The sequence below is a fragment of the Aeromonas sp. Prich7-2 genome (genome assembly GCF_017939255.1).
GTDB lineage: Bacteria > Pseudomonadota > Gammaproteobacteria > Enterobacterales > Aeromonadaceae > Aeromonas > Aeromonas caviae.
Genome location: NZ_JAGKRI010000078.1, coordinates 1 through 25,754, shown reverse-complemented (window position 1 = coordinate 25,754; position 25,754 = coordinate 1). Strand labels below are relative to the sequence as shown.

The window sequence follows — 25,754 nt, the reverse complement described above, 5'->3', positions numbered from 1 at the left end:
CTGGGAATAACGCCTTAAATGGCGAAGAAACGGTCTAAATAGGCTGATTCAAGGCATTTACGGGAGAAAAGATCGGCTCAAACTGAAAAAATGAAATGACTGAGTCAGCCGAGAAGAATTTCCCCGCTTATTCGCACCTTCCTTAGCACAAGGGTCGAGGTGCTATATATCCAAAGAACTCGATGAAGAAATAGCAGCGACAAGGGGGCAAACGCCCCCTTGTTTATTTATGATCGGTATGAGCAATCGACCTCAGTCGATCAACCCCCGCTGCCTTAGTGCAGTCAGCAACTCCTCCACCAGCGCTTCTACCGGCTTGCCGGCGTTGAGCAGATGGATCTCCGGTTGCTCGGGGGCCTCATAGGCAGAGTCGATACCGGTGAAGTTACGAATCTCACCTGCCCGCGCCTTCTTGTAGAGCCCCTTGGGGTCACGCTCTTCGCAGACGGCGAGCGGCGCATCCACAAACACCTCGACGAACTCCCCTTCACCCACGAGATTGCGCACCAGTTGTCGCTCGGCACGGAACGGCGAGATAAAGGCGGTGAGCACGATAAGTCCCGCATCCACCATGAGTTTTGCCACTTCGCCGACCCGGCGGATATTCTCCTGGCGGGCGGCGTCATCGAAGCCGAGATCGCCACAGAGGCCGTGGCGCACATTGTCCCCATCCAGCAGGTAGGTGTGCTTGCCCGAGGCGGCCAGCGCCTGCTCCAGCGCCCCCGCCAGGGTGGACTTGCCCGCCCCGGAGAGCCCGGTAAACCAGATCACCAGGGGCTTTTGCCCCTTCTGCTCGGCCCGGCTCTGTTTGTCGACGGCATGCTGATGCCACACGATATTGCTCATCCAACACTCCTTGATTGGCGCTCACGCCTCAAAACTTAAACTGTCCGGCACCACAGGGAGCCGCCTCGGACTATCAGTCGACAACGTGCTGATGCCATGGCATTGCTCATCCAACACTCCTTGATTGGCGCTCACGCCGCAATACTGAAAACTGTCCGCTACCGCGGGGAGACGCCTCGCGATGAGGCGGCAAGGTGCTGATGCCCTGATATTGCGCATGCCCCCCCCCTGATTGGCGCTCACGCCTGGATGCCAGTGCCCTGGCACTCCCCTGTATCATAAGCAGCCTTGATAAAAGCCGCGTTAACATAAGCAGCCCTTAACACATCCCCCGGTATCAGACCTTAAAACGGAAACAGCAGGGGCACCATGACGATCACCCCGATGCTGTAGGCCAGGGAGACCGGCAGGGCTAATTTAAGATAATCCGGCATCTTGTAGTTGCCCGCCGCATAGACCATCAGGTTGGTCTGATAGCCGTAGGGCAGGATAAAGCTGGAGCTCGCCCCGAACAGCACCGCCAGAATGAACGGCATGGTGGAGACGTCCATGCTGAGCGCCAGCTGGAATCCCATGGGGAAGGCCAGGGCCGCCGCCGCGTTGTTGCTCATCAGCTCCGTCAGCACCAGGGTAAACAGATAGATACCCACGAAGGCGATAAAGGGACTGGCCCCGTTGAACTCCCCCATCAGCCAGTCGGCGATGAGCTTGGCCAGGCCGCTCTTCTCCAGCTGATCGGCGATGGCCAGGGCCCCGCCCACCACCAGCCAGATGTCGAGGGGAAAGCGGCGACGGATCTCGTCCAGGGTCAGGATGCGGGAGAAGAGCAGCACCACCAGCATCACCAGCAGCCCCTTGAAGAGCGGCACCAGATCGAGCACCGACAGGGTCAGCACCCCGAGGAACCCCGCCACCACGGCGGCGCTGCGCGTGGCATCGAGCCGGGTGGAGGCCTCCAGCCCGCTCACCACCACGAACTCCCGGGAGAGGGACTTGTTGCCCGCAAACTTGGGGCCGGGGGCCAGCAGCAAGGTGTCCCCTGCGTGCAGTTCAATCTGGCCGAGGCCGCCGGTGAGCTGGGTCTCGCCCCGGCGCACCGCCAGCACCACCGCATCGAAGTGGGTGCGAAACTCCGCATCCTTGATGGTCTGCCCCACCAGGCGCGAGCTGTGGCTGACGATCACCTCCACCAGGTGCTGGCCGTTGAGGCGGTGCTGGCCGTAGAGATCCAGCCCCTTGAGCTCCTGCAGCACGCCGACGCTCTCCACGTCGCCGCAGAACAGCAGCATGTCCCCCTCGTGCAGCTCGTGTTCCGGCTGCACCGGGCAGATCACCTGGTTGCCCCGGATGATCTCGGCAAGATAGAGGCTTTTCAGGCTGCGCAGGCCGTTCTCCTTGACGCTGCGCCCGGCCATCGGCGAGCCGGGGCCCACCTTGGCCTCGAGAAAATAGCCGGATTCCCGGCTCATCTCGGTGTCCTGCTCCGGCAGATGGCGGGCAAACAGCAGCACGGCCACCAGCCCTGTCAATAATGTGCCAGCACCCACCATAAAGAAGTCGAACATGCCGAGCGGCTTGGCCCCCATCTTGATGAGGAAGCTGTTGACGATGAGGTTGGTGGAGGTGCCGATCAGGGTCAGTACGCCGCCAAAAGTCGCCGCGAAGCACATGGGCAACAGCAGCCGGGAGGGCGCATGGTTGGGGTTGCGCTTGACCGCCCCCAGCATGGACGCCACCACGGCGGTGTTGTTGACGAACGCCGACAAGAAGGCGGTGGAAAACCACACCTTCACCAGCACCTTGTTGAAGGAGCCGGTGCCCACCAGGTTGGCGAACCAGCTCATGACCCGGGTCTTCTCCACCGCCAAGGAGACCAGCAGCAACAACACCAGGGTCAGCAGGGCGCTGTTGGTGTAGCCCGCCACCACGGCGTTGATGTCCGCCAGGCCACTCAGGTAGGTGATGAGCACGGCGCCCGAGAAGAGCAGCGCCGGCCGGAGTTTGCCCTGGATCAGCAGGGCGACGAGGGCAGCCAGCAGACCCAGCACCAGGGATTGTTGCCAGGTCATGGGCTTACTCCTTGCCGGAATCGTTGCTGATGGTCAGCGCCTGCCAGTGGGGGAAGTGCTTGCGCACCAGGGCGTTGAGCTCCACTTCGAACTCGCTGTATTGCCCTGCCATCACCTTGGCCGCCAGCCCTTCCACTATCATGCCGGCACCGACGGTGACGTTGGTCAGCCGGTCGATGAGGATGAAGCTGCCGGTGTCGCGGATCTCCTTGTAGGGGTCGAACGCCACCGGGTCGGTCAGGCTGAATTCGCACAGGCCGATCTCGTTGAGCTTGAGCTCGGAGGCGGGCAGCTCGTCGAGCTTGTTGATCTCGATGCGGTGGCGGATGGCCTCCACCTGGCCGCGGCTCTTCTTGGTGGCAAGCTTGACGTCATAGACCCGGCCCGGTTGCAGGGACTCTTCCCCCATCCAGACGATGTGAGCCAGCACGTTCTGGGTCACCTGGGGCTTGTTCGCCGCGTCCACCAGCAGGTCGCCCCGGCTGATGTCGATTTCATCCGCGAAGGTGACCGTGATGGCCTGACCCGGCAGGGCGTACTCCAGATCCCCGTCGAAGGTGACGATGCGGGTCACCGTGCTCTCTTTGCCGGACGGCAGCACGGCAAGCTTGTCGCCCACCCGCAGGATGCCGGAGGCGAGCGTGCCAGCGAAGCCGCGAAAATCGAGGTTGGGGCGGTTCACGTACTGCACCGGCAGGCGCACCGGGTGACGCTCCAGCTCGCGCTCCACTTCGGCAGACTCCAGCAAGGAGAGCAGGGTCTCGCCCTGATACCAGGCCAGCTTGTCGCTCGGGTTCACCACGTTGTCACCGTCCAGGGCCGAGACCGGCACGATGTGGATGGTGTCGACGCTGAGCTTCTTGGCGAATTCGCGGTACTCCAAGCTGATACGATCGAACACCTCCTGGCTGAACTCCACCAGGTCCATCTTGTTCACTGCCACCACGAACTGCTTGATGCCGAGCAGGCTCGCGATAAAGCTGTGGCGGCGGGTCTGATCCAGCACCCCTTTGCGGGCGTCGATCAGGATGATGGCCAGATCGCAGGTGGAGGCGCCGGTGGCCATGTTGCGGGTGTACTGTTCATGGCCCGGGGTGTCCGAGATGATGAATTTGCGCTTGGCGGTGGAGAAATAGCGGTAGGCCACGTCGATGGTGATGCCCTGCTCGCGCTCCGCCTGCAGGCCGTCCACCAGCAGGGCCAGGTCCAGCTTCTCGCCGGTGGTGCCGAGCTTCTGGCTGTCGGACTCCAGCGCTTTGAGCTGATCTTCATAGATTTGCTGGGAGTCGTGCAGCAGGCGGCCGATGAGGGTGCTCTTGCCGTCGTCCACGCTGCCGCAGGTGAGAAAACGCAGCAGGCTCTTGTGCTGCTGGGCGTGCAGGTAGGCTTCAATGCCCTGTTCGCTGATGGCGGTCTGAATGTGGTTGTTCATGTTGCGATTCCTTAGAACATTTTTTTAGAAATAGCCCTGACGCTTCTTCTGCTCCATGGAGCCGGCCTGATCGTGGTCGATGAGCCGCCCTTGCCGCTCGCTCGAGGTGGTGATCAGCATCTCTTCGATGATCTCCGGCAGGGTGGTGGCATTGGATTCGATGGCCCCGGTCAGCGGGTAGCAGCCGAGGGTACGGAAGCGCACCAGCTCCTGCTTCACTTCGTCTTCCGGGCCGATGGGCATGCGATCGTCATCCACCATGATCTTGATGCCGCCGCGATCCACCACGGGGCGCATGGCCGCGAAGTAGAGCGGGACTATGTCGATGTTCTCGAGATAGATGTATTGCCAGATGTCCAGCTCGGTCCAGTTGGAGAGCGGGAAGACACGGATGCTCTCCCCCTTGTTGACCTGGCTGTTGTAAACGCGCCACAGCTCCGGGCGCTGGTTCTTCGGATCCCAGCGGTGGGACTTGTCACGGAAGGAGTAGACGCGCTCCTTGGCGCGGGATTTCTCCTCGTCGCGACGGGCACCACCGAAGGCGGCATCGAAGCCGTATTTGTTGAGCGCCTGCTTGAGCCCCTCGGTCTTCATGATGTCGGTGTGCTTGCTGCTGCCGTGCACGAAGGGGTTGATGTCCATGGCCAGACCGTCCGGGTTCTTGTGGACGATGAGATCCAGCCCGAACTTTTTGGCGGTCTCGTCCCGGAACTTGATCATCTCCTTGAACTTCCAGTTGGTGTCCACGTGGAGCATGGGGAAGGGGATCTTGCCCGGATAGAAGGCCTTGCGGGCCAGGTGCAGCATGACGGAGGAGTCCTTGCCGATGGAGTACATCATCACCGGGTTTTCAAATTCGGCGGCCACCTCGCGGATGATATGGATGCTCTCGGCTTCCAGCTGCTGCAAGTGGGTCAGTCTTTCACGGTCCATGTCTGGGTCCTCGGTTCATTGCTAACGCGCCAGGTCAGGGCGCGGTGTTGGTTCAGGTCGGTGCCGCCATGGCCGCACCGTCAAATCGATGGCTGTCGCCGCCGGCGCTCAGGCCAGGCTCACCAGCTTGAGTTCGTGGCCGCTTTTTGCTTCCTGCCCTTGCCCCTGTTCGCCAAACCAGGCGAGTTGCTGGCGCAGGGCCACCACTTCACCGATGACGATAAGCGACGGGCTCACCGCCTGCTGGGCCAGTTCGGCCAGCTCCGCCAGGGTGCCGGTTAGCACCCGCTGACGGGCCGTGGTGCCCCGCTCGATGATGGCGATAGGGGTGGCGGCGCGTCGGCCATGGCTTACCAGTTGCTGCTGGATATGCTCGGAGCGCATCAGCCCCATGTAGATGACCAGGGTCTGGTTGGTGGCCGCAAGCTGCTGCCAGTCGGGCTCCTTGCCCTCCTTCTGGCAGTGGCCGGTGATGAAGACGGCGCTCTGGGCATGGTCGCGGTGGGTGAGCGGAATGCCCGCATAGGCGGTGGCACCGGCGGCGGCGGTGATGCCGGGCACCACGGAGAAGGGAATGCCCTCCTCGGCCAGCACTTCCAGCTCCTCGCCGCCACGGCCGAACATGAAGGGATCGCCCCCCTTGAGGCGCACCACCCGGTTGCCCGCTTTGGCGTATTCCACCAAGAGGCGATTGGTCTCTTCCTGGGGCACGCTGTGGGCCCCCGCCTTCTTGCCGACCGACACCAGGGTGGCGTCGCGGCGTACCAGGTCCAGGATCTCGGGGGAGACCAGCTGGTCATAGAGCACCACTTCGGCCTGCTGGATCTGTTGCAGCGCCTTGAGGGTCAGCAGGCCAGGATCCCCTGGGCCCGCCCCCACCAAGACCACTTCCCCCACCTCGGTCTGGGCCTTGTCCAGCCCCTCATTGAGCCACTGCTCGGCCCCTTGCCAATCGGCTTTCTCAATCAGACCGGCCAGGGTGTTGGAGGCAAAGGCGCGCTCCCAGAAGCGGCGGCGATCGGAGAGGGAGGCCAGCACCTGCTTGGCCCGGCTGCGCACCCGGCCGGAGAGCTCCGCCAGACCGCCGAGGTGGCGGGGCAGCAAGCTCTCGAGCCGCTCGCGCAACAGACGCACCAGCACGGGGGCCTTGCCGCCGCTGGAGACGGCCACCACGATGGGGCTGCGATCGATGATGGAGGGGAAGATAAAGCTGGAGCGCTCGGGGTCATCCACCAGGTTGACGAACAGACCGCGCTCGGTGGCGCTCTGGTAGACCAGGGCGTTGACCTCGAGATCGTCGGTCGCGGCCACCACCAGGATCTGCCCTGCCAGGTGAGCCGGGTCGAAACGCGCCGCCACATGGGTGAAGCGACCGGCAAATTCATGGAACTCGGGCTCGATCGCGGGAGAGACCAGGGTGATCCGGGCACCTGCCGCCAGCAGCAGGCGCGCCTTGCGCAGGGCAACCTCGCCCCCGCCCACCAGCAGTACCGGGCGGCCTTCCAACCTGGCAAACATAGGTAAATAATCCATCAGGGCCCGCTCCTCGGCATCGCGACATCTGGGGCGACTATAGGCAGGAGCGCTTATCCCTCAAAATAATAAAAAATGCTCTTTAATGCGTTTTGGTAATTAGTAAAGCCGTGTGGCGGCAATAGAGAAGCGAATCTGCTTGTGGTGGATGGCACCAGACCCTAGGCTAGTGAAAGTGTTTCATAAGGAGCTTAATCATGAATGAGTCATTGATTGTATTGGGGATCTTCATATTCCTGGTACTCGCCACCCTGAGTGCCGGCATCAAGATAGTGCCCCAGGGTTACAACTGGACCGTGGAGCGCTTCGGCCGCTACACCCGCACCCTCTCCCCGGGCCTCAACCTGCTGATCCCCTACATCGACCGCATCGGTCACAAGATCATCATGATGGAGCAGGTGCTGGACATCCCGGCCCAGGAGGTGATCTCCCGGGACAACGCCAACGTCACCATCGACGCCATCAGCTTCGTGCAGGTGGTGGATGCCCGCAAGGCGGGCTACGAGGTCAATGATCTCACCAGTGCCATCCGCAATCTCACCATGACCAACATGCGGACCGTGCTCGGCGCCATGGAGCTGGACGAAATGCTCTCCCAGCGCGACACCATCAACGAGAAGCTGCTGCGCACCATGGATGCCGCCACCGCCCCCTGGGGCATCAAGGTGACCCGGATCGAGATCAAGGATGTGCGCCCGCCCCTCGCCCTGGTGGAAGCCATGAACGCCCAGATGAAGGCCGAGCGCCAGAAGCGGGCCGAGGTGCTGGAGGCCGAAGGGGTGCGCCAGTCCAAGATCTTGAAGGCCGAGGGGGAGAAGCAGTCCCAGATCCTGAAAGCCGAGGGTGAACGTCAGGCCGCCTTCCTCGCCGCTGAAGCGCGGGAGCGGGCCGCCGAGGCGGAAGCCAAGGCGACCCACATGGTCTCCCAGGCGATCGCCGAGGGCGACATGCAGGCCATCAACTACTTCGTGGCCCAGAAATACACCGAGGCCCTGGCCCGCATCGGTGAAGGCCCCAACAGCAAGATCATCATGATGCCCCTGGAAGCGGGCAGCCTGATAGGCTCGGTGGCGGGCATGGCCGAGCTGTTCAACAAAGACGGCAAGGCGGGCAAATCATGACAGCCCTGTTCGAGGGGCTGACCCACTGGCACTGGCTGGGGCTCGGCTTCGTGCTGCTGGCCATCGAGGTGATGGGGTCGGTGGGCTTCCTGCTCTGGACCGGCATCGCCGCCCTGGAGGTGGGACTCTTGCTGCTGGTCTGGCCCTTCGGCTGGCAGGCGCAGTTGCTGCTCTTCGCCCTGCAATCCCTGCTCACCACCTGGGCCTGGTGGCGCTGGCAGCATCGCCGGGATCGCTCCGGGCTGGATGCCGCCGCTCCCATCAACGAGCGGATGCAAAGCTACATGGGCCGCGAGCTGACCCTGCTGGACGAGGTCAGCCAGGGGATGAGCCGGGTGCATCTGGACGACACCGTCTGGACGGTGCGCTGCAACGCGCCGCTGCCGGCCGGCAGCCGGGTCAAGGTGGTGGGGGCCGACTCCCACATCCTGCTGGTGGAACCCCTCGGCTGACCGGGCAACGCCCTTCCATGGCCATAAAAAAACGGGCCCGGCGCGAGTGCGCCGGGCCCGTTTTTCAATGAGGTGCTGGCTTAGTTGGCCTTGGCATCGCTCACGGCAGCTTCAGCCTTGGTGGCCACGTCAGCGGCAGCCTTCTCGACAGTAGCGGAAGCTTCGGAAGCAGCCTTCTCGACGGTAGCAGACGCTTCGCTAGCGGCTTTCTCGACAGTGGCAGCAACGTCTGCGGCCGGGGTCGCAGCCGGAGCGGCAGCTTCTTCTTTCTGACCACAGGCGGTCAACATCAGACCCAGGATACCGGCTACCAGTACTTTGTTCATGTGCATACCCTCAAAAAAAGATGGAGAGATGGTGCAGGGACCATCACTGTACGCCCCGGCTCCTGTCGGCACACCGGCCGCTGGAGCCCGAAGGCGCGCGAAATATATCCCCATATGCGGCCGATGAAAACGCGTATCACAATGATATTTTCTCGTTGGCATGATAAGAAACACTGCTGCAACGACAGATATTAATATAAAACACCCATCCATCACCAGATTCGCACAACAAATCGCCAATTACCTGACGATTGCCAGTCAGCTATTGTCTTTCTGTCAGGCTCTCGGCGCTGCCGGATTACGCCGTCAGTCAGACAGCTTCTGACAAGGCAGGCGCCGCCCCTGCTGGTCGCTCTCCCGGGCCAGGTCCAGCAAGGCCATCACCGCCAGAGCCTCGTCGGCCGGCACCGGGTTCTCCCCTTCTCCCCGGATGGCGGCGCAGACGCCGCGATAGTAGGCGCCGTAGTCCCCCGCCTCGCCAGCCACGGTCTGCTGCACGAGCTGACCGTCCCGGATCTGGCTGAGCTGGCCGGGGGCGGGATCCACGCCCCAGTCCGCCGCCGGAGGCCGCTTGCCCTCCTTGAGCTGCTCCTCCTGCACGTCCATGCCGAACTTGATGAAGGAGCCCTGACTGCCGTGCACCACGAAGCGGGGCATCACGGCCGACACCAGACAACTGCCGTGCAGAATGACCCGCATCTCGCCATAACCCAGCACCACATGGAAGTAGTCGTCCGCCAGGGCCCCGGGGCGCTGCTTACCCAGATCCGCCTGCAACCAGTCCGGCTGGCCGAACAGCTGGAGCGACTGATCCAGGATATGGGGGCCGAGATCGAACCAGAGACCGGAGCCCGGGCCGCCCGCCTCGCGCCAGCGCTGGCGCACCTCGGGGCGATAACGGTCGAAGTGGGATTCGAACTGGGCAACTTGCCCCAACGCTCCCTCCGCCAGCAGACGGCGCACCGTGAGGAAGTCCCCGTCCCAGCGCCGGTTGTGGAAGATGCTGAGCAGCCGTTGCTGCTTCTCCGCCAACTCGACCAGCGCCTTCGCTTCGGCCAGATCCAGGGCGAACGGCTTGTCGATCACCACGTGCTTGCCCGCCAGCAGGGCCTCGCGAGCGATGGGGGCGTGGGTGTCGTTGGGGGTGGCGATCACCACCAGATCGAGGCTGTCATCGGCCAGCACCTGCTCCAGGGTGCCGACCCGGGTGCCGGGCAACGCCGCCTGTACCTTGGCGGCATCCCGGCTCACCACCCAGCGCAGGGTCAGGCCTGGGGTCGTGGCCAGGAAGGGGGCGTGAAAGGTCTGTCCTGCGAAGCCGTATCCCACCAGGGCGGCGTTGATTGTGTGGCTCATCCGGTTTTCTCCACGGGTCTGTGATCATGCGAGGCAGGCGAGGTCACCTGAAAAAGAGAAGGGGGCTCAAGGCCCCCCGAGTGTGCTCATCAGAGCACAGGATTTATTGCAAACACAAGCGGCGACCCTGGCGGGTCATCAGCATCACCAGCGGGGGCAGCAGCAGCCACATGTGCAGGGCCAGCTGGCTCAGGGGATCCGGCATCAGCCAACCGGTGATCCCCACCAGGGCGCCGGAGCCGCTCATCTGGAACAGGCCGAGCAGGGCGGCAGCAGTCCCGGCGCAGTGGCCGAAGGGGGCCAGCGCCATACCGGCGGCGGCGCCCAGGATCATCGCAAAACCGATGCTGGAGAGGAACACCGGGCCCATCATAGCCAGCGGGTGCGGGATGTGCATGGCCAGGGTCAGGGTGATGGCGGAGAGCAGCAGCACCAGCAGGCCGATGCGCAGGGTCCGTCTTGGCCCTACCCGGGCGATGAAGCGCGGGGCCAGGAAGCAGGCCAGGATGTTGAGGGCAGCATTGGCGGTGAACCAGTGGCTGAAGCCACTCATGTCCAGCCCCAGGGTCACCATCAGTTGTACCGGCGCCGCTGTCACGTAGGCGAGGATCACCGCCATCGCCAGCATGCACAGCGCCGCGTTGAACAGGAAGCTCGGGGAGCGCAGCACCGGGCTGTAGCGGGACCAGCTGATGAGCGGGCCAGCACTGCTGGTCTCCTCAGGGCGGGTTTCCGGCATCCGCCACAGCAGCCAGCTGCCGACCACGACAGCGTAACCCGCCATGAACCAGAAGTTCGCCGACCAGCCCGCCTTGGCGGTGAGCCAGCCACCCAGCAGGGGCGCCAGTGCGGGGATGAAGCAGATGGCACCGTTCAGATAGGAGATCATCTGACCGCTCTTCTTGGGGCCATAGCTGTCACGGACCACCGAGAAGGCGGCCACCGAGGTGGCGCAGGCCCCGAAGCCTTGCAGCACCCGCGCCAGCATCAGCTCGCCCAGGCTGGCGGCAAAGCCGGCTGCCAGGGCGCTCAGGCCGTAGAGCAGCACGCCCCCCAGGGCAATGGGTTTGCGCCCGTAGCGATCGGCGAGCGGCCCCACCAGCAGTTGCCCCAGCCCCATGCTGAACAGGAACCAGGTGATGGTGCCCTGCATCAGGGTCACTTCGGCCCCCAGCTGCTCGGCCATCTGGGGGATGGCAGGCAGATAGATGTCGATGGCCAGCGGGCTGAACAACACCAGGAGTACAAGCAAAAGAATCAATGGCATCAGTCACCTCAAGCCCTACGAATATCGATTGGGCCGCGAGTCTACTGACTCAGAGTAATGAATTGAAATGGTATTTAATCACTTCGGTTATTCCCTGTTGGAAACATGTATCTCTTCTACCTCTCAGGGGGTGGAACCAGGATCCCCCGTTGGCACCGGATCCCGGGCAATTGGCGCTTTTACTAAACCCCTCCCCCGCATAGAATGCGCAGATTATTTTTGCGGAGGTGTGTGATGAACAAGCTTGTCCTGGCAACAGGGAACCAGAAAAAGGTGAAGGAATTGGCCGCCATGCTGGCCGATATGAAGATCCAGGTGATCCCGCAGAGCGAGTTTGCAGTCTCCGATGCCGACGAGACCGGCACCACCTTCGTCGAGAATGCCATCATCAAGGCCCGCCACGCCGCCCGCGTCACCGGCCTGCCCGCCGTGGCCGACGACTCCGGTCTGGAAGTGGATCTGCTGCACGGCCGCCCCGGCGTCTACTCCGCCCGTTTTGCCAGTGCCGGTGCCAGCGACAAGGAGAACATCGACAAGCTGCTGGCCGAGCTCAAGGGCGCGCCGGATTACCTGAAAAGCGCCCGTTTCTGGTGCGTGCTGGTCTACATGCGCCACGCCGACGATCCCACCCCCATTATCTGCCAGGCGAGCTGGGAGGGGATGATCATCGACGAACCCCGCGGCCAGCACGGCTTCGGCTACGACCCGGTGTTCTTCGTCCCCGACCACGACTGCACCTCGGCCCAGATGCCGGCGGAGCTCAAGAACCAGCTCAGCCACCGTGGTCAGGCCCTGGCCAAGCTCAAAGCGGCCCTGGCTGCGGTCAACTAAAGCGCTGTCTCCCGCCGCGTTGTCATCTACAATGGGGGCCGTCGGCCCCCGTTTCGTTCGCGGCGCCCCGCCCGTTGTCACCGGCAACCAGGGCCACCCGACCCCTTTTGATTGTTGAATACTGGAAATCCCATGCTGCAACTGCCGCCCCTCTCCCTCTATATCCACGTGCCCTGGTGCGTCCAGAAGTGCCCCTACTGCGACTTCAACTCCCACGCCCAGAAGGGGGAGCTGCCCCACCTCGAGTACGTGGCGGCCCTGCTGGAGGATCTGGAGCAGGATCTGCACTGGGCCCAGGGGCGCCCCCTCTCCTCCATCTTTATCGGTGGCGGCACGCCGAGCCTGCTCTCCGTCGACGCCATGCAGGCGCTGCTGGACGGAGTGCGTGCGCGCATCGAACTCACCGCGGACTGCGAGATCACCATGGAGGCCAACCCGGGCACGGTGGAGGCGGACAAGTTCGCTGGCTTCCAGCGGGCCGGCATCAACCGCATCTCCATCGGGGTGCAGAGCTTCCAGCAGGAGAAATTGACCCGGCTCGGCCGCATCCACGGCCCCGAGGAGGCGCGCAAGGCCGCCGAGCTGGCCCACGCCATCGCGCTTCCCACCTTCAACCTGGATCTGATGCACGGCCTGCCGGATCAGAGCCTGGACGATGCGCTCTACGACCTGCAGCAGGCTATCGACTGCGCGCCGCCGCACCTCTCCTGGTATCAGCTCACCATAGAGCCGAACACGGCATTCGCCTCCAAGCCCCCCACATTGCCGGAAGATGACACCCTGTGGGACATCTACGAGCAGGGCCACGCCATGCTGACCGCCCGGGGCTATCAGCAGTACGAGATCTCGGCCTATGCCAAAGAGGGGTATCAGTGCCGCCACAACCTCAACTACTGGCGCTTTGGCGACTATCTGGGGATCGGCTGCGGCGCCCACGGCAAGGTGACGGATCTCGCGAGCCAGCAGATCCTGCGTACCGCCAAGGTGAAGCATCCGAAAGGTTATCTGGATCCGAGCCGCCCCTATCTGGACAGCCAATGGCAGGTGAGCGCGGACGATCTGCCGCTCGAGTACTTCATGAACCGATTCAGATTGTTTGAACCCGCCCCCAAGGCGGAGTTCGAGGCCTTCACGGGGCTACCGCTGGAGCGGGTGGAGACCATGCTCGCCATCGCCCGGACCAAGGAGCTTATCGAGGATCTTGGCGATAGCTGGCAGCTCACGTCCCTCGGGCATCGCTACCTCAACGTGCTGCTCGAACTCTTTATGGACGAGTGAGCACGGGTTCACTCTCTTGCGTCAAGACCGCAAGTCAGCACCAGCGAATAGAACAACAATCAGGGCGCTATTGGCGCCCTGATTGTGTTAACTGATGCCTTGCGGCAGAAACCCGCTCAGCAGCAGACGCTTGCCATCTGCTGTTGGCCGGGCTCCCACCGCTTGCCGTGCTTGGCCTTGCGCTGATAGCTGCCCTTGCCCTTCTTGCTCGGCTCGACCCGGGCCTGGAACAGGGGGGAGGTCACCAGTGCCTTGAGGTGGTTGTCCTGAATGGTGCCGCGCTGATGTTCGCAGGCGGGTTCGGCGGTGACACAGGTCACCTTCTTCTTGGCCATATGGGCTCCTTGATGGGGGTGTCGTGTTTGCCTATCGTCCCTGCCTGGAAGGGCAGATGGCGAAAAACGCGCCGATTGTGCGCCTCTTGCCTCCCCCGTGCAAGCTGTCAGGCGGGGTGATAGATAACCCGCACCAGGCCGCTTGGCAGCACGGCGCTCGACACCGGTCTCAACCCTGCGGGGAGAGGCCCGGTAAAGAGCGGGATCCCGCCCCCCAGGGTGACCGGCACCCAGAACAGGGTCAGCTCGTCCACCAGGGCCCCCTGCAGACCCTGCCTCACCAGCTCCCCGCCATCCAGATAGAGGTGACGGCTTCCCCCCTGCCACAACTCGTCCAGCACCTGCGCCAGCGCCCCCTGCCGGAAGGAGACCCGAGGACGGGGGTCGGCGGGCCTGTGGGTCAGTACCACCAGCGGCTTGTCCCCGTAGGGCCACTCGGGAAAGGCGCTCACGATATCGTAGGTGTTGCGCCCCATCAGCAGGGTGTCCGCGCTCGCCATCAGGGCGCTGTAGCCGGTCTCCTGCGGCCCGTCGCCACCATAGGGGGCCAGCCATGCCAGATCGCCCCCCTCCCCGGCGATGAAACCGTCGAGGGAGAGGGCGAGAAAGGCGGAGACCCGGGGCCGACGCAGCTCAGTGCTCATGGTCGTGATGCTCGTGGCGGGAAGGGGCGCCGGACTCCAGGGTCTCGAGGATGGCGCAGTGCTCCGCCGAGCGCGGGCCGCCGCAGCAGATGTCGGAGAGGGCCTTCAGGTTCTCGCGAAAACGGGTCAGCTCCAGGAGCTTCTGCTCCACCTGTTCGAGCTTGGTGTCAGCCACCGCCTTCACCTCCTGGCAGGTGACCTTGGCCTTGTTGGTGTCGAGGGCAAGCAGCTCGCCGATGTCCGCGAGGGAGAAGCCCACCGACTTGGCGCGGATGATGAACTCCAGCCGCCGCTTGTCCTGCTCCCCGTAGAGGCGATAGCCGGATTCGTTGCGAATGCCCGGCGAGATGAGGCCGTTCTTCTCATAAAAGCGCAGGGTGTCGGCCTTCACCCCGCACGCCTTGGCCAGTTCACCGATCCGATACATGGTCCTCTCCCCCCGCATGACATTCCCGACATGGTACTCAATATAAACCGGCCTCCACTATCACCTCTTTGCCCGGCGATTGCCAGTCAAAGGCAGGAAAGCAGCAGCTAACCCCTCACTTGCCGGCCATTTATCCCCAAAACACTGAAAAGACAAACGTTTCACAAAAATTCACCAGAAAACGTTTAACGCCGCATCCCACAAGGGTTTGTCTCTTTAAAAAATCCACCACAGGTCACATTTTTTGTGTAGAATACGCGCCCACAAGAGAGCGTCGCGTCAAGCGGGCATTTCCTAAAACGCTTTTGCCAACGGCCGCCCCGGGCGAGAGTGGTTTGCGAAATCCCCCACTTCCATTTATTTGGGGACTCTCTGTGTGTTGAGCCTCGCCTCCCATGGAACGGTCCCCGTTATGCTGAGGACGATAGTGTGATGGAACAAGCTCGACCCATTCGCCGTGCACTGCTGAGTGTGTCTGACAAGACTGGCATCCTGGAATTTGCCAAGGCACTCGATGCGCGTGGTGTGGCCCTGCTCTCCACCGGTGGTACCGCCAAGCTGCTGGCCGATGCGGGCCTGCCGGTGACCGAGGTGTCCGACTACACCGGATTCCCCGAGATGATGGACGGCCGGGTCAAGACCCTGCATCCCAAGGTACACGGCGGCATTCTCGGCCGTCGCGACCGGGATGACGCCATCATGGCCGAGCACGCTATCTCCCCCATCGACATGGTCGTCGTCAACCTCTATCCCTTCGCCGCCACCGTGGCCAAAGCCGGTTGCACCCTGGAAGACGCCGTCGAGAACATCGACATCGGCGGCCCGACCATGGTCCGCTCCGCTGCCAAGAACCACAAGGACGTCACCATCGTCGTCAAGGCCTCCGACTATGACCGCGTCATCGCCGAGATGGATGGCAACGGCAACAGCCTGACCCTCTCCACCCGCTTCGATCTGGCCATCGCCGCCTTCGAGCACACCGCCGCCTACGACGGCATGATCGCCAACTACTTCGGCACCCTGGTGCCCTCCTACGGCGAAAACAAGGAAGGCGACGAAGAGTCCCGCTTCCCCCGCACCTTCAACAGCCAGTTCATCAAGAAGCAGGACATGCGCTACGGCGAGAACAGCCACCAGGCTGCCGCCTTCTACGCCGAAGAGCAGGCCGCGCCGGGCTCGGTGGCAAGCGCCATCCAGCTGCAGGGCAAGGCCCTCTCCTACAACAACATCGCCGACACCGATGCGGCGCTGGAGTGCGTGAAGGAGTTCAGCGAACCGGCCTGCGTCATCGTCAAGCATGCCAACCCCTGCGGCGTCGCCATCGGTGACGACCTGCTGGCAGCCTACGATCGCGCCTACCAGACCGACCCCACCTCGGCCTTTGGCGGCATCATCGCCTTCAACCGCGAACTGGACGGCGAGACCGCTGCGGCCATCGTCGCCCGCCAGTTCGTGGAAGTGATCATCGCCCCCAGCATCAGCCAGGCAGCCCGCGAGGCGGTCGCCGCCAAGCAGAACGTGCGCCTGCTGGAATGCGGCCATTGGACTGCCCCGGCGCAAGGCTTTGACTTCAAGCGCGTCAACGGCGGCCTGCTGGTGCAGGAGCGCGATCTGGGCATGGTGACGCTCGGGGATCTGACCGTGGTCAGCCAGCGTCAACCCACCGAGGCCGAGCTGCAGGATCTGCTGTTCTGCTGGAAGGTCGCCAAGTTCGTCAAATCCAACGCCATCGTCTACGCCAAGAACGGCCAGACCATCGGCGTGGGCGCCGGCCAGATGAGCCGCGTCTACTCCGCCAAGATCGCCGGCATCAAGGCCGAGGATGAAGGGCTGACCGTGGCGGGCTCCGTCATGGCCTCCGACGCCTTCTTCCCGTTCCGCGACGGCATCGATGCCGCCGCTGCCGCGGGCATCTCCTGCGTCATCCAGCCAGGTGGCTCGATGCGCGACCAGGAGGTGATCGACGCCGCCAACGAACACGGCATGTGCATGGTGTTCACCAACATGCGTCATTTCCGTCACTGACAGCCCAGGGCCGCCGATGGCGGCCCTGCCTCTTTAGCACCGGATCCTTTCCACTGGCAGGTTGCCACCGCAGCACCAGTGAACTCAGACAGAAGCGAGCGAGACGATGAAAGTACTGATCATTGGCAACGGCGGCCGTGAACACGCCCTGGCCTGGAAGGCCAAACACTCCCCCCTGGTGACCCAGGTCTTCGTGGCACCGGGCAATGCGGGCACCCAGCTTGAGCCGGGCATCGAGAACATCGCCATCCAGGCCACCGACATCGAGGGCCTGCTGGCCTTCGCCAAGGCGAACCAGATCGGCCTCACCATCGTCGGGCCGGAAGCCCCCCTGGTGAAAGGGGTAGTCGATGCCTTCCGCGCCGCCGATCAGACCATCTTCGGCCCGACCGCCGCCGCTGCCCAGCTGGAAGGCTCCAAGGCCTTCACCAAGGACTTCCTGGCCCGCCACGCCATCCCCACCGCCGATTACCAGAACTTCACCGAGGTGGAGCCAGCGCTGGCCTATTTGCGCGAGAAGGGCGCCCCCATCGTCATCAAGGCCGACGGTCTGGCCGCCGGCAAAGGGGTGATCGTCGCCATGACCCTCGACGAGGCGGAAGCGGCGGTGCGTGACATGCTCTCCGGCAATGCCTTCGGCGATGCCGGCGCCCGGGTGGTGATCGAAGAGTTCCTGGACGGGGAAGAGGCGAGCTTCATCGTGATGGTGGACGGCGAGCACGTGCTGCCCATGGCCACCAGCCAGGATCACAAGCGCGCCTTCGACGGCGACACCGGCCCCAACACCGGCGGCATGGGGGCTTACTCCCCGGCGCCCGTGGTGACCGACGAAGTGCACCAGCGCGTGATGGAGCGGGTGATCATGCCGACCGTGCGCGGCATGGCGGCCGAGGGCAACGTCTACACCGGCTTCCTCTACGCCGGCCTGATGATCGATGCCGAGGGCAACCCCAAGGTGATCGAGTTCAACTGCCGCTTCGGCGACCCCGAAACCCAGCCCATCATGCTGCGGATGCAGTCCGATCTGGTGGATCTCTGCCTCGCCGCCTGCGCCGGCAAACTGGATCAGAAGGAAGCCGTCTATGACCCCCGCGCCGCCATCGGCGTGGTGCTGGCGGCGGGTGGCTATCCCGGCGACTACGGCAGCAACCACCCCATCAGCGGCCTGCCGGTGGACGAAGTGGCAGGGGAGAAGGTGTTCCATGCAGGCACCCGCCTGGAAGGGCACACCAGCCTGACCCAGGGTGGCCGCGTGCTGTGCGCCACCGCCCTCGGCCACACGGTGCAGGAAGCCCAGCAGCGGGCCTATGCCCTGGCTGGCCGCATCCAGTGGGACGGCATCTTCTATCGCAAGGACATCGGCTGGCGTGCCATCGAGCGCGAGCAGGCCGAATAAGGGCCGGATCCCGATCACTCAAAGGGCCTGCGGGCCCTTTTTTTGTTGCACGGCGTCTGTGCGGGCAGTGAAATCATCCATGGATGGTGGCTTTCAAAAACAAAAACACCTGAAAAACTCACCTGACGTTAAAAAACCGATGTGTGATAAAAAATGGCAGCATGATTCACTGCCTGCGGACCCCTTCCCGGGCCAGATGCGCGCCCTTGTATCCCCTGCCGGAGGCGAGATCCGGTGGGCGTTCTCTTTCGGCTACATCCCCACAGCAATCCCCTGCACAATTCGTCACAATTGGTCGCACTTTCTTCATACAATGATCGCCCTTTCATGGCATCATGATGCGTGAAACCGCACTCAAATGAGTGCTATAACAACCTGCAATCTCGTCGTCTCATAAGGAAATCCCATGCTGAAAACTGTGCGTCCCCTGCTGCTGCCCCTGATGTTCGGCCTGATGGCCCTGCCTGCCATGGCCGGCGATCTGGAGCAGCCGATGAAGAAGATCGGCTTCAACTACAAGCAGGCCGTCAAGGCCGACGACGCGGCCACCATGGAGAAATACATCAAGGAGATGAAGGCCCAGCTGGACGTCGCCAAGGGCAAGAACATGCCCGCCGCCAAGAAGGAGAAGTTCCTGGAAGGCATGACCGAAGTGCAGACCGAGCTGGATGCCAGCCTGGCAGCCCTCCAGGCCGGTGACGAAGCCAAGGCGCGCGAGCACCTGGCCAAGGTCAACGACCTGAAGAAGGAGTACCACAACTATGCCAAGCAGAAAGGCTGATCCCTTCCACTGGGATCCTCTGGTGCGCCTCACCCACTGGGGTGTGGCGGCCATCTGTATCGGCAACCTCTGGCTCAACGAGGCGGGCGAGGAGTGGCACGAGCGGATGGGATACGCCGTCATGGTACTCATCGGCATACGCCTGCTGTGGGGGCTCACCTTCGCTCGCGGCCACGCCCGCCTGCGTGCCCTCATCCCGAGCCGGGAGGATTTTCGCCATCAGGCCGACGCCCTGCGCGAACGAACCCCGCCCACCCCGGGCCATCACGGCAGCGGCAAGCTGGCGGTCTGGGCACTCTGGCTGCTGGTACTCGCCACCGCAGGGACCGGCTGGTTCCAGAACACCGAGACCGGCTTCGATCTGGGGGCGGACGACTGGCACGAGTGGTGCACCTGGGCACTGCAGGGCATGATCGCCCTGCACCTGTGCGCCATCGCCTACACCTCCTGGCGCCAGCGCAGCAACCTGGTCACCCGCATGCTGCCAGGGCGTCGTGCCCGGGCCAGTGCCGGGCAGCAGGAACCCAACGTCTGAACGTTCACGGGGCCCTGCGGGGCCCCTGTTCATCCCCTTCGCTACCTGCTTGACTGGATCTCGCACCGATCTGCCCCCCTCTGCCCCCTCCTGCTGCCACCGAATGGCATGAAAGCATTTTCATTCACATTTCTTAATTAATTCAGCTTGTTCGATTTTCAACCACATCGATTTCATGAATGCTACGGAGCTGAACGAGGTTGTTTGTTGTCCGTTCGACTACACGACAGTGATACGTCAATAACAAGATCGAAGGGAAAATCGTCATGCACAACACACTGTTTCGAACCGCCCTGCTGGCGGCGGCACTCGGCTCTTTCAGCCACACTGCCAGCGCCGAAGGAGTCATGGTTCACCTGTTCCAATGGAAGTTCAACGACATCGCCAACGAGTGCGAGACCGTGCTCGGGCCCAAGGGGTTCGGTGGCGTCCAGATCACCCCGCCCGCCGAGCACAAGCAGGGCAGCCAGGTCTGGTGGACCGTCTATCAACCGGTCAGCTTCAAGAATTTCAACAGCTTCGGCGGTAGCGAGGCAGAGCTCAGGAGCATGATCGCCCGCTGCAACGCGGCCGGGGTCAAGGTCTATGCCGACGCCGTCTTCAACCAGCTGGCATCGGGTTCGGGCACCGCCACCGGCGGCGGCAGCTACAACTCGGGGCAATACCAATATCCCCAGTTCGGCTACAACGACTTCCATCACAGCGGCGACATCACCAACTACGGTGACAGCAACAACGTCTGGAACGGCGCCCTCTACGGCATGCCGGACCTCAATACCGGCTCATCCTACGTCCAGGATCAGATCGCCACCTACATGAAGACCCTGCTCGGCTGGGGCGTGGCGGGCTTTCGCATCGATGCGGCCAAGCACATGGCGCCGGCCGATGTGAAGGCCATCCTCGACAAGGCAGGCAGCCCCAGGGCCTACCTGGAGGTGATCGGCGCAGGCGGGGAGTCCCCCGACATCCAGCCGGGCCGCTACACCTACATCGACACCGTCACCGACTTCAAATACGGCACCGATCTCGCCGCCAACTTCAACGGCCAGATCAAGAACCTCAAGACCCTGGGCGAGAGCTGGGGCCTGCTCCCCTCCAACAAGGCCTTCGTCTTCGTGGTCAACCACGACCGCGAACGCGGCCACGGCGGTGGCGGCATGCTCACCTTCATGAGCGGTGCCCGCTACGATCTGGCCAACACCTTCATGATGGCCTGGCCCTATGGCTGGAAGCAGGTGATGTCGGGCTATCGCTTTGAAAACATGGGCACCTATGAAACCGACAAGGGGGCGCCGGGCAGCACGCCCTGCACGGACAGCCAGTGGAACTGCGAACAGCGCCGACCCACCATCATGAACATGGCCCTGTTCCACAACCGGACCGAAGGCCAGCCCGTCAGCAACTGGTGGGACAACGGCAACAACCAGATCGCCTTCAGCCGCGGTGACAAGGGCTTCGTCGCCATCAATAACGAGAGCGGCAGCCTGGTGGCCTCGGTGCAGACCGGCCTGCCGGCCGGCGAGTACTGCAACCTCCTGGGGGGCAATGACTACTGCAGCGGCGGTTATGTCACCGTCGATGGCAGCGGCAAGGCCAGCCTGAACGTCCCCGGCATGAAGGCGGCCGCCATCATCGCCGGTTGCACCAAGGCCAGCCCCTGCGGCGGTTCCGTCCTGCCGGGCAACAAGTTCAGCAGCATGAACCTGCGCGGCACCCACAACGCCTGGGGCAACACCCCCATGACCGTCGATGCCAACCGTGTCTGGTCCGCCACCCTCACCCTGACCGGCAACGGTGACGCCAACGGTGCCCAGCGCTTCAAGTTCGACGTCTTCGGCAACTGGGCCGAGAACTACGGCGACAACGAAGGGGATGGCATCGCCGACAAGGGCAGCAGCAAGGATATCCTGGTCAGCGGGGCGGGCACCTACCGCATCACCCTGAGCGAGAGCGATCTGCGCTACACGGTCACCCCCCTCACCAGCAACCAGGCACCGGTCGCCACCCTCTCTCCCAAAACCCTCAGCATCAAGGCGGGTGAGAGCGTGGTGTTCGACGCTTCCGCTTCCAGCGATGACGGCGGCGTGGTGAGCTACAGCTGGTCCAGCGGGGGCACCGCCGCCACCGAGACAGTCCGGTTCGATACCCCGGGTACCCATACCGTGACGGTCACCGTGACCGATGCGGAAGGGTTGACCGCCAGTGCCAGCGCCACCGTGACCGTCACCGACGACAACGGCACCTACGCCAGCGTACTGCCCACCCTGAACTTCCGCGGCACCCCCAATGCCTGGGGCTCCCTTGCCATGACGCTGATCGCCGACAATCAGTGGGAAGCCCTGGTCACCTTCGACGGTCAGAGCAACCAGCGCTTCAAGTTCGACGTCAAGGGGGACTGGACCCAGAACTACGGCGACACCAACAAGGACGGCGTGGCCGAACTGACCGGCAGTGACATCCTCACCCCGGTCATCGGCCAGTATCGGGTACGCTTCAACGATCAGACCCTGCAATACAGCCTGACTCCGGTGAGCGTCACCTATGCCAAGAATGTCGCCAGCCTCAACATTCGCGGCACCACCAACAACTGGGGCACCACCCCCATGTCCCTGGTCGGGGATCACCTCTGGCAGGCCAGCGTCACCTTCACCGGCAGCGGTGATGGCAACGGCAGCCAGCGCTTCAAGTTCGACGTCAAGGGGGACTGGAACCAGAACTACGGCGACACCAACAAGGATGGCGTGGCCGAGCTGGCCGGGGCAGACATCACCACGGCAGTGGTCGGTGCCTATGTGGTGCGCTTCAACGACCAGACCCTGGCCTACAGCCTGAGCGCCCAGTAAGGCTGGACACACGCCAGGGCCATTGCGCCCCGGCGCCGAACCAGGCCTCCCGCCATCGGCGGGAGGCCTTTTTCATGGCCCCATGACCCGTTCCCCACCAGCCTGTCGGCAGGCATACTGATCCTTCATCCCTATGCAGGAGCGCATATGAAACAGTTGAACACCCTCAAGGCCGAGGGACGGCTCGAGGAAGCCCGTCAGCACGGTCTGCTTCAACTCATCGAGCACCCAACCCACGCCGAGCTGCATTACGAAGTGGCCGGACTGCACGACATGCTGGGGCGAGAGGCCCAGGCCATTCCCCTCTATCAGAAGGCCGTGTCGCTGGGGCTTGGCGAGTCGTCGCTGCGCGGAGCCCTGCTTGGACTTGGCAGCTCCTATCGCACCACGGGCCGCCATGCCGAGGCGCTGGCCACCTTTGACGAGGCCCTGTCCCGCTTCCCCGATGCCGTGGAGTTCAAGGTGTTTCGTGCCATGACCTGCTACAACCTGGGGCGCAGCAAGGAGGGGATGGAGACGCTGCTGGGTATCCTCGCGACCACCACCACGGATCCCGCCCTGTTCCCCTACCGGCGCGCCATGGCACTCTATGCCGAGGATCTGGACAGGCACTGGTGAGCGCCAGAAACGACAAAGCCGCTCAAAAGAGCGGCTTTGTCTGAAAATGGTGGCCCTGGGGGCTCTGACTTAACTCACCAACCATTTGATTTTATTCTGTTTGTGTTTTTTGTTTGAGGTGGTGGTGGTACTTATGGTGGTACATGTTGCGAAACCACCTCCGCTTAAGGGTGGCATCCAGAACATTCAACCAACTCGTATCCTTCGCCTGGACGAGGGTTCAAATCCCCCGGCTGTTTATGGCCATTTATGCACCAACACCGTTCATCCTCCTCACTGTCCCTGATAGAGATACTTCTGGAATCCGACAAAGGCGCTGCGTACAGCATCAGGGGTGCCCAACTCGGCAAAGGCATCGGCCAGTGCGTTGTTGTATTTGAGTTTGAGCAGTGGCCCCAGCTTGGTGTCATCCAGTTCGGTCACCCCCTCTTTGACATAGTGACCCAGCACGAAACTCAAGAAGGCTTGCTGCTTGCTGTCAAACTCTTGGCCCAGCATGGCTTCGGCTTGTGCTGCTCGTGCTTCCCGGGTCATGGGATCATCGGCATAGGCCACATAGGCCAGTACATCAAACAGGTCGCTCTGCTCGGCCTCGATTACCTTCTGCATCTCGGTCAGTTGGTCAATGCCAAACCCTTTCTCTGCAAGACCATCAAGCAGCTTCTTACGGGTGCCCGGTTCACTCCAGAGTGCGCGAAGCTCATCTTCATCCTTGAAAAACTCCGGCAGTTTGCCAAATAGCTCGTCCATAAATTCGGCGGCTGACATCGGCGTACCATCCGGGTGCCAGAAGCTGGTGGCACTCATGTGTTGGATCTTGCGGGCCTTGCCGTCAGCCAGTTCAATTTTGATTTTGTCTTTCTTCTTGCAGGTACAGGGCTTATTGCCGCACACCTCGCACTGATACTCGGGCTCAGGCTCTTTCAGACAGACACAAGGGCGCTCGCCACAGACCTTGCATGGCTTGGGCGGTACTTTCTCGCAGGAGCAAGGAGAGGTGCCGCAGCGTTCACAAACCTCGGCTGGCAGAGGTTCACCATCCCACTCGGGGTCGCTAAAGTGGTGATGGGCTTTTACAAAGTCATGCAGGGTGAAGTAATCCTTACCATCACACAGCCGGGTGCCTCGGCCGATGATCTGTTTGAATTCGATCATCGAGTTAACCGGACGCATCAGCACGATATTGCGCACATTGCGGGCATCGACACCGGTTGAGAGTTTTTGCGAGGTGGTCAGGATAGTCGGGATCGATTTCTCGTTATCCTGAAAATCGCGCAACCACTGCTCGCCCAGCGCACCGTCGTCGGCGGTGACCCGGTGGCAATAGTCGGGGTGCTTGCTCTTTTTCATCTGGTTGATGAGATCTCGCACCGCCAGCGCATGATCCTGGGTGGCACAGAACACGATAGCTTTCTGGCGCTGGTCTATCTCCTTCATGAAGATCTCGACCCGCTTTTTCTCGCGGGCGCTGATCTCGATGATGCGGTTCATATCCTGTTCGGTGTAAACCCGACCTCGTTCTACTTCCCCCTGAATCACCTTGTCATCCGAGGTGTAGATGTACTCATCCAGTGTGGTGGCATGTTGGCGCACCCGAAACGGGGTCAGGTAACCATCGTTGATCCCCTCTTTGAGGGAATAGCTATAAACCGGCTCGCCAAAGTAGGCATAGGTATCGACGTTATCTTTACGCTTTGGGGTTGCGGTCAGCCCCAGTTGTACGGCGGGTTTGAAGTAGTTGAGGATATCCCGCCAGTTGCCCTCATCGTTGGCACCGCCCCGGTGGCACTCATCAATGATGATGAGGTCGAAGAAATCGGCGGGGTAGTCACCAAATACCGGGGCCGGTTTGCCCTCGGTATCGGTGCCAGTCATAAAGGTCTGGAAGATGGTGAAGAAGATATTGCCATTCTTGGGGGCACGGCCTTTCTTTCTGATCTCATCGGGGGAGATCCGCACCAGAGCATCTTCCGGGAAGGCAGAGAAACTGTTGAACGCCTGATTGGCCAAGATATTGCGGTCGGCCAGAAACAGAATGCGGGGGCGGCGGGCCGGTTCACCTTCGCTCTTCCAGTCATTGATGTTCCAGCGACTATGAAACAGCTTCCAGGCCAACTGGAAGGCGATAAAGGTCTTGCCGGTGCCGGTTGCCAGGGTCAGCAGAATGCGATCTTGTCCTTGGCTGAGGGCCTTCAATACCCGCTCGATGGCGATATCCTGATAGTAACGCCCCTGCCAGTAGCCGCCTTTATCTTCAAAGGGGACGGCGGTGAAGCGATCCCACCAGCGATTTTGCACAGCAAAGGTGGCATTCCACAGCTCATCGGGGCTCGGGAAGGTCAGGGTTTCCCCCTCCTTGCCGGTCTCCATATCGATGGCATAGATGCCCTGACCATTGCTCGAATAGGTAAAGCGGATGGCCAGCTTGCTGGCGTAATCCTTGGCCTGACCCACCCCGGCGGTGAGTGGCTTGTCCCATGCTTTAGCCTCGACCACAGCTAGCTTGGTATTGCGATACTCCAGCACATAGTCAGCCGAGAGAGCGATCCCCCGCTTGCCATGTAAGTATTCACCGGAACAGTATTGACACAGGAAAAATGAGACGATCGTCTCTTGATCCCACTTTCCTGCTTGCTTGATCCTGCTCCTTAGATACGCTCCCCCCATGAGCAAAAACACCATGCATTCCGCGGGAATGCCCACCAC

General features: G+C 62.4%; 23 protein-coding genes. 11 read left to right on the top strand and 12 right to left on the bottom strand.

The window, feature by feature from the left end; translation table 11 throughout:
* Window positions 1-252: 252 nt before the first annotated feature.
* The 5 genes from cysC to cysG form a co-directional block, all read right to left on the bottom strand.
* Window positions 253-846, bottom strand: a complete 594-nt coding sequence (cysC, locus tag J9892_RS14170) for an adenylyl-sulfate kinase (protein WP_113977596.1) — start codon at window positions 844-846, stop codon at window positions 253-255.
* A 344-nt stretch (window positions 847-1,190) separates the two neighbouring features.
* Window positions 1,191-2,915: an SLC13 family permease gene (locus tag J9892_RS14165; RefSeq protein WP_042016322.1), complete on the bottom strand. Its 1,725-nt coding sequence runs from the start codon at window positions 2,913-2,915 to the stop codon at window positions 1,191-1,193.
* Between the two features lie 4 nt (window positions 2,916-2,919).
* On the bottom strand, window positions 2,920-4,347 hold the full coding sequence (cysN, locus tag J9892_RS14160) for a sulfate adenylyltransferase subunit CysN (RefSeq protein WP_113977598.1): 1,428 nt from the start codon (window positions 4,345-4,347) through the stop codon (window positions 2,920-2,922).
* 24 nt (window positions 4,348-4,371) lie between these two features.
* A complete protein-coding gene (gene cysD / locus J9892_RS14155; RefSeq protein WP_045521955.1) occupies window positions 4,372-5,280 on the bottom strand; it encodes a sulfate adenylyltransferase subunit CysD in 909 nt (302 codons plus the stop codon).
* 108 nt (window positions 5,281-5,388) lie between these two features.
* Window positions 5,389-6,813: a siroheme synthase CysG gene (cysG, locus tag J9892_RS14150; RefSeq protein ID WP_200163772.1), complete on the bottom strand. Its 1,425-nt coding sequence runs from the start codon at window positions 6,811-6,813 to the stop codon at window positions 5,389-5,391.
* Between the two features lie 197 nt (window positions 6,814-7,010).
* Between cysG and J9892_RS14145 the strand changes: the two genes are divergently transcribed.
* The gene (locus tag J9892_RS14145) at window positions 7,011-7,934 is read left to right on the top strand and encodes an SPFH domain-containing protein (RefSeq protein ID WP_029314806.1); all 924 of its coding nucleotides are present in this window, start codon (window positions 7,011-7,013) and stop codon (window positions 7,932-7,934) included.
* Complete coding sequence (locus J9892_RS14140; RefSeq protein ID WP_010675601.1) at window positions 7,931-8,386, top strand: NfeD family protein; 456 nt, start codon at window positions 7,931-7,933, stop codon at window positions 8,384-8,386. Before J9892_RS14145 ends, J9892_RS14140 begins: the two co-directional genes overlap by 4 nt.
* Window positions 8,387-8,466: 80 nt before the next feature.
* On the opposite strand, the gene J9892_RS14135 is transcribed toward J9892_RS14140, so the two are convergent.
* From J9892_RS14135 to J9892_RS14125, 3 genes are all read right to left on the bottom strand, one after another.
* The gene (locus tag J9892_RS14135) at window positions 8,467-8,712 is read right to left on the bottom strand and encodes a hypothetical protein (protein ID WP_010675602.1); all 246 of its coding nucleotides are present in this window, start codon (window positions 8,710-8,712) and stop codon (window positions 8,467-8,469) included.
* 306 nt (window positions 8,713-9,018) lie between these two features.
* Complete coding sequence (locus tag J9892_RS14130; RefSeq protein ID WP_041213888.1) at window positions 9,019-10,068, bottom strand: oxidoreductase; 1,050 nt, start codon at window positions 10,066-10,068, stop codon at window positions 9,019-9,021.
* A 103-nt stretch (window positions 10,069-10,171) separates the two neighbouring features.
* Window positions 10,172-11,335, bottom strand: coding sequence for a multidrug effflux MFS transporter (locus J9892_RS14125; RefSeq protein WP_039040832.1), 1,164 nt, complete (start codon window positions 11,333-11,335; stop codon window positions 10,172-10,174).
* 234 nt (window positions 11,336-11,569) lie between these two features.
* Between J9892_RS14125 and rdgB the strand changes: the two genes are divergently transcribed.
* Together rdgB and hemW are read left to right on the top strand one after the other, a co-directional pair.
* Window positions 11,570-12,166 (top strand): RdgB/HAM1 family non-canonical purine NTP pyrophosphatase, encoded by a 597-nt coding sequence (gene rdgB, locus J9892_RS14120; RefSeq protein WP_210538518.1) that lies wholly within the window; start codon window positions 11,570-11,572, stop codon window positions 12,164-12,166.
* A 132-nt stretch (window positions 12,167-12,298) separates the two neighbouring features.
* On the top strand, window positions 12,299-13,444 hold the full coding sequence (gene hemW / locus J9892_RS14115; RefSeq protein ID WP_103858028.1) for a radical SAM family heme chaperone HemW: 1,146 nt from the start codon (window positions 12,299-12,301) through the stop codon (window positions 13,442-13,444).
* Between the two features lie 116 nt (window positions 13,445-13,560).
* Here hemW and J9892_RS14110 read toward each other — a convergent pair whose 3' ends face one another.
* The 3 genes from J9892_RS14110 to zntR form a co-directional block, all read right to left on the bottom strand.
* Complete coding sequence (locus tag J9892_RS14110) at window positions 13,561-13,779, bottom strand: ribosome alternative rescue factor ArfA (RefSeq protein ID WP_069651880.1); 219 nt, start codon at window positions 13,777-13,779, stop codon at window positions 13,561-13,563.
* Window positions 13,780-13,886: 107 nt separating this feature from the next.
* Complete coding sequence (locus tag J9892_RS14105) at window positions 13,887-14,423, bottom strand: dihydrofolate reductase family protein (RefSeq protein ID WP_103858029.1); 537 nt, start codon at window positions 14,421-14,423, stop codon at window positions 13,887-13,889.
* The gene (zntR, locus tag J9892_RS14100; RefSeq protein WP_010675609.1) at window positions 14,413-14,850 is read right to left on the bottom strand and encodes a Zn(2+)-responsive transcriptional regulator; all 438 of its coding nucleotides are present in this window, start codon (window positions 14,848-14,850) and stop codon (window positions 14,413-14,415) included. The genes J9892_RS14105 and zntR overlap by 11 nt, the downstream gene beginning before the upstream one ends.
* Before the next feature lie 432 nt (window positions 14,851-15,282).
* Here zntR and purH point away from each other — a divergent pair, with 432 nt between their 5' ends.
* The 7 genes from purH to J9892_RS14065 all read left to right on the top strand — a co-directional run bounded on the left by purH (window position 15,283) and on the right by J9892_RS14065 (window position 23,048).
* On the top strand, window positions 15,283-16,875 hold the full coding sequence (gene purH, locus J9892_RS14095) for a bifunctional phosphoribosylaminoimidazolecarboxamide formyltransferase/IMP cyclohydrolase (protein WP_200163791.1): 1,593 nt from the start codon (window positions 15,283-15,285) through the stop codon (window positions 16,873-16,875).
* Window positions 16,876-16,981: 106 nt separating this feature from the next.
* Window positions 16,982-18,271, top strand: a complete 1,290-nt coding sequence (gene purD, locus J9892_RS14090) for a phosphoribosylamine--glycine ligase (protein WP_180907032.1) — start codon at window positions 16,982-16,984, stop codon at window positions 18,269-18,271.
* Between the two features lie 79 nt (window positions 18,272-18,350).
* Entirely contained in the window at window positions 18,351-18,617 is a 267-nt protein-coding gene (locus tag J9892_RS14085) for a hypothetical protein (protein WP_200163793.1), read from the top strand.
* Window positions 18,618-18,677: 60 nt separating this feature from the next.
* Entirely contained in the window at window positions 18,678-19,052 is a 375-nt protein-coding gene (locus J9892_RS14080; RefSeq protein WP_010675612.1) for a cytochrome b562, read from the top strand.
* Window positions 19,033-19,587: a cytochrome b/b6 domain-containing protein gene (locus tag J9892_RS14075; protein ID WP_039040824.1), complete on the top strand. Its 555-nt coding sequence runs from the start codon at window positions 19,033-19,035 to the stop codon at window positions 19,585-19,587. Before J9892_RS14080 ends, J9892_RS14075 begins: the two co-directional genes overlap by 20 nt.
* A gap of 266 nt (window positions 19,588-19,853) precedes the next feature.
* Window positions 19,854-22,430 carry an alpha amylase C-terminal domain-containing protein gene (locus J9892_RS14070; RefSeq protein WP_200163799.1) on the top strand — a complete coding sequence of 859 codons (2,577 nt, stop codon included), beginning with the start codon at window positions 19,854-19,856 and terminating at the stop codon, window positions 22,428-22,430.
* A 147-nt stretch (window positions 22,431-22,577) separates the two neighbouring features.
* Window positions 22,578-23,048 carry a tetratricopeptide repeat protein gene (locus tag J9892_RS14065; RefSeq protein WP_200163801.1) on the top strand — a complete coding sequence of 157 codons (471 nt, stop codon included), beginning with the start codon at window positions 22,578-22,580 and terminating at the stop codon, window positions 23,046-23,048.
* Between the two features lie 273 nt (window positions 23,049-23,321).
* On the opposite strand, the gene J9892_RS14060 is transcribed toward J9892_RS14065, so the two are convergent.
* On the bottom strand, window positions 23,322-25,544 hold the full coding sequence (locus J9892_RS14060; protein ID WP_349237048.1) for a DEAD/DEAH box helicase family protein: 2,223 nt from the start codon (window positions 25,542-25,544) through the stop codon (window positions 23,322-23,324).
* Window positions 25,545-25,754 lie beyond the last annotated feature (210 nt).

Coding starts and splice junctions, on each gene's coding strand:
- J9892_RS14125 (WP_039040832.1), bottom strand. CDS start 11,335: ATGCCATTGATTCTTTTGCTTGTACTCCTGGTGTTGTTCAGCCCGCTG.
- cysG (WP_200163772.1), bottom strand. CDS start 6,813: ATGGATTATTTACCTATGTTTGCCAGGTTGGAAGGCCGCCCGGTACTG.
- hemW (WP_103858028.1), top strand. CDS start 12,299: ATGCTGCAACTGCCGCCCCTCTCCCTCTATATCCACGTGCCCTGGTGC.
- purD (WP_180907032.1), top strand. CDS start 16,982: ATGAAAGTACTGATCATTGGCAACGGCGGCCGTGAACACGCCCTGGCC.
- purH (WP_200163791.1), top strand. CDS start 15,283: ATGGAACAAGCTCGACCCATTCGCCGTGCACTGCTGAGTGTGTCTGAC.
- cysN (WP_113977598.1), bottom strand. CDS start 4,347: ATGAACAACCACATTCAGACCGCCATCAGCGAACAGGGCATTGAAGCC.
- J9892_RS14130 (WP_041213888.1), bottom strand. CDS start 10,068: ATGAGCCACACAATCAACGCCGCCCTGGTGGGATACGGCTTCGCAGGA.
- J9892_RS14165 (WP_042016322.1), bottom strand. CDS start 2,915: ATGACCTGGCAACAATCCCTGGTGCTGGGTCTGCTGGCTGCCCTCGTC.
- rdgB (WP_210538518.1), top strand. CDS start 11,570: ATGAACAAGCTTGTCCTGGCAACAGGGAACCAGAAAAAGGTGAAGGAA.
- J9892_RS14135 (WP_010675602.1), bottom strand. CDS start 8,712: ATGAACAAAGTACTGGTAGCCGGTATCCTGGGTCTGATGTTGACCGCC.
- J9892_RS14080 (WP_010675612.1), top strand. CDS start 18,678: ATGCTGAAAACTGTGCGTCCCCTGCTGCTGCCCCTGATGTTCGGCCTG.
- J9892_RS14145 (WP_029314806.1), top strand. CDS start 7,011: ATGAATGAGTCATTGATTGTATTGGGGATCTTCATATTCCTGGTACTC.
- J9892_RS14085 (WP_200163793.1), top strand. CDS start 18,351: ATGGATGGTGGCTTTCAAAAACAAAAACACCTGAAAAACTCACCTGAC.
- J9892_RS14140 (WP_010675601.1), top strand. CDS start 7,931: ATGACAGCCCTGTTCGAGGGGCTGACCCACTGGCACTGGCTGGGGCTC.
- J9892_RS14075 (WP_039040824.1), top strand. CDS start 19,033: ATGCCAAGCAGAAAGGCTGATCCCTTCCACTGGGATCCTCTGGTGCGC.
- J9892_RS14070 (WP_200163799.1), top strand. CDS start 19,854: ATGCACAACACACTGTTTCGAACCGCCCTGCTGGCGGCGGCACTCGGC.
- cysD (WP_045521955.1), bottom strand. CDS start 5,280: ATGGACCGTGAAAGACTGACCCACTTGCAGCAGCTGGAAGCCGAGAGC.
- cysC (WP_113977596.1), bottom strand. CDS start 846: ATGAGCAATATCGTGTGGCATCAGCATGCCGTCGACAAACAGAGCCGG.
- J9892_RS14110 (WP_069651880.1), bottom strand. CDS start 13,779: ATGGCCAAGAAGAAGGTGACCTGTGTCACCGCCGAACCCGCCTGCGAA.
- zntR (WP_010675609.1), bottom strand. CDS start 14,850: ATGTATCGGATCGGTGAACTGGCCAAGGCGTGCGGGGTGAAGGCCGAC.
- J9892_RS14105 (WP_103858029.1), bottom strand. CDS start 14,423: ATGAGCACTGAGCTGCGTCGGCCCCGGGTCTCCGCCTTTCTCGCCCTC.
- J9892_RS14065 (WP_200163801.1), top strand. CDS start 22,578: ATGAAACAGTTGAACACCCTCAAGGCCGAGGGACGGCTCGAGGAAGCC.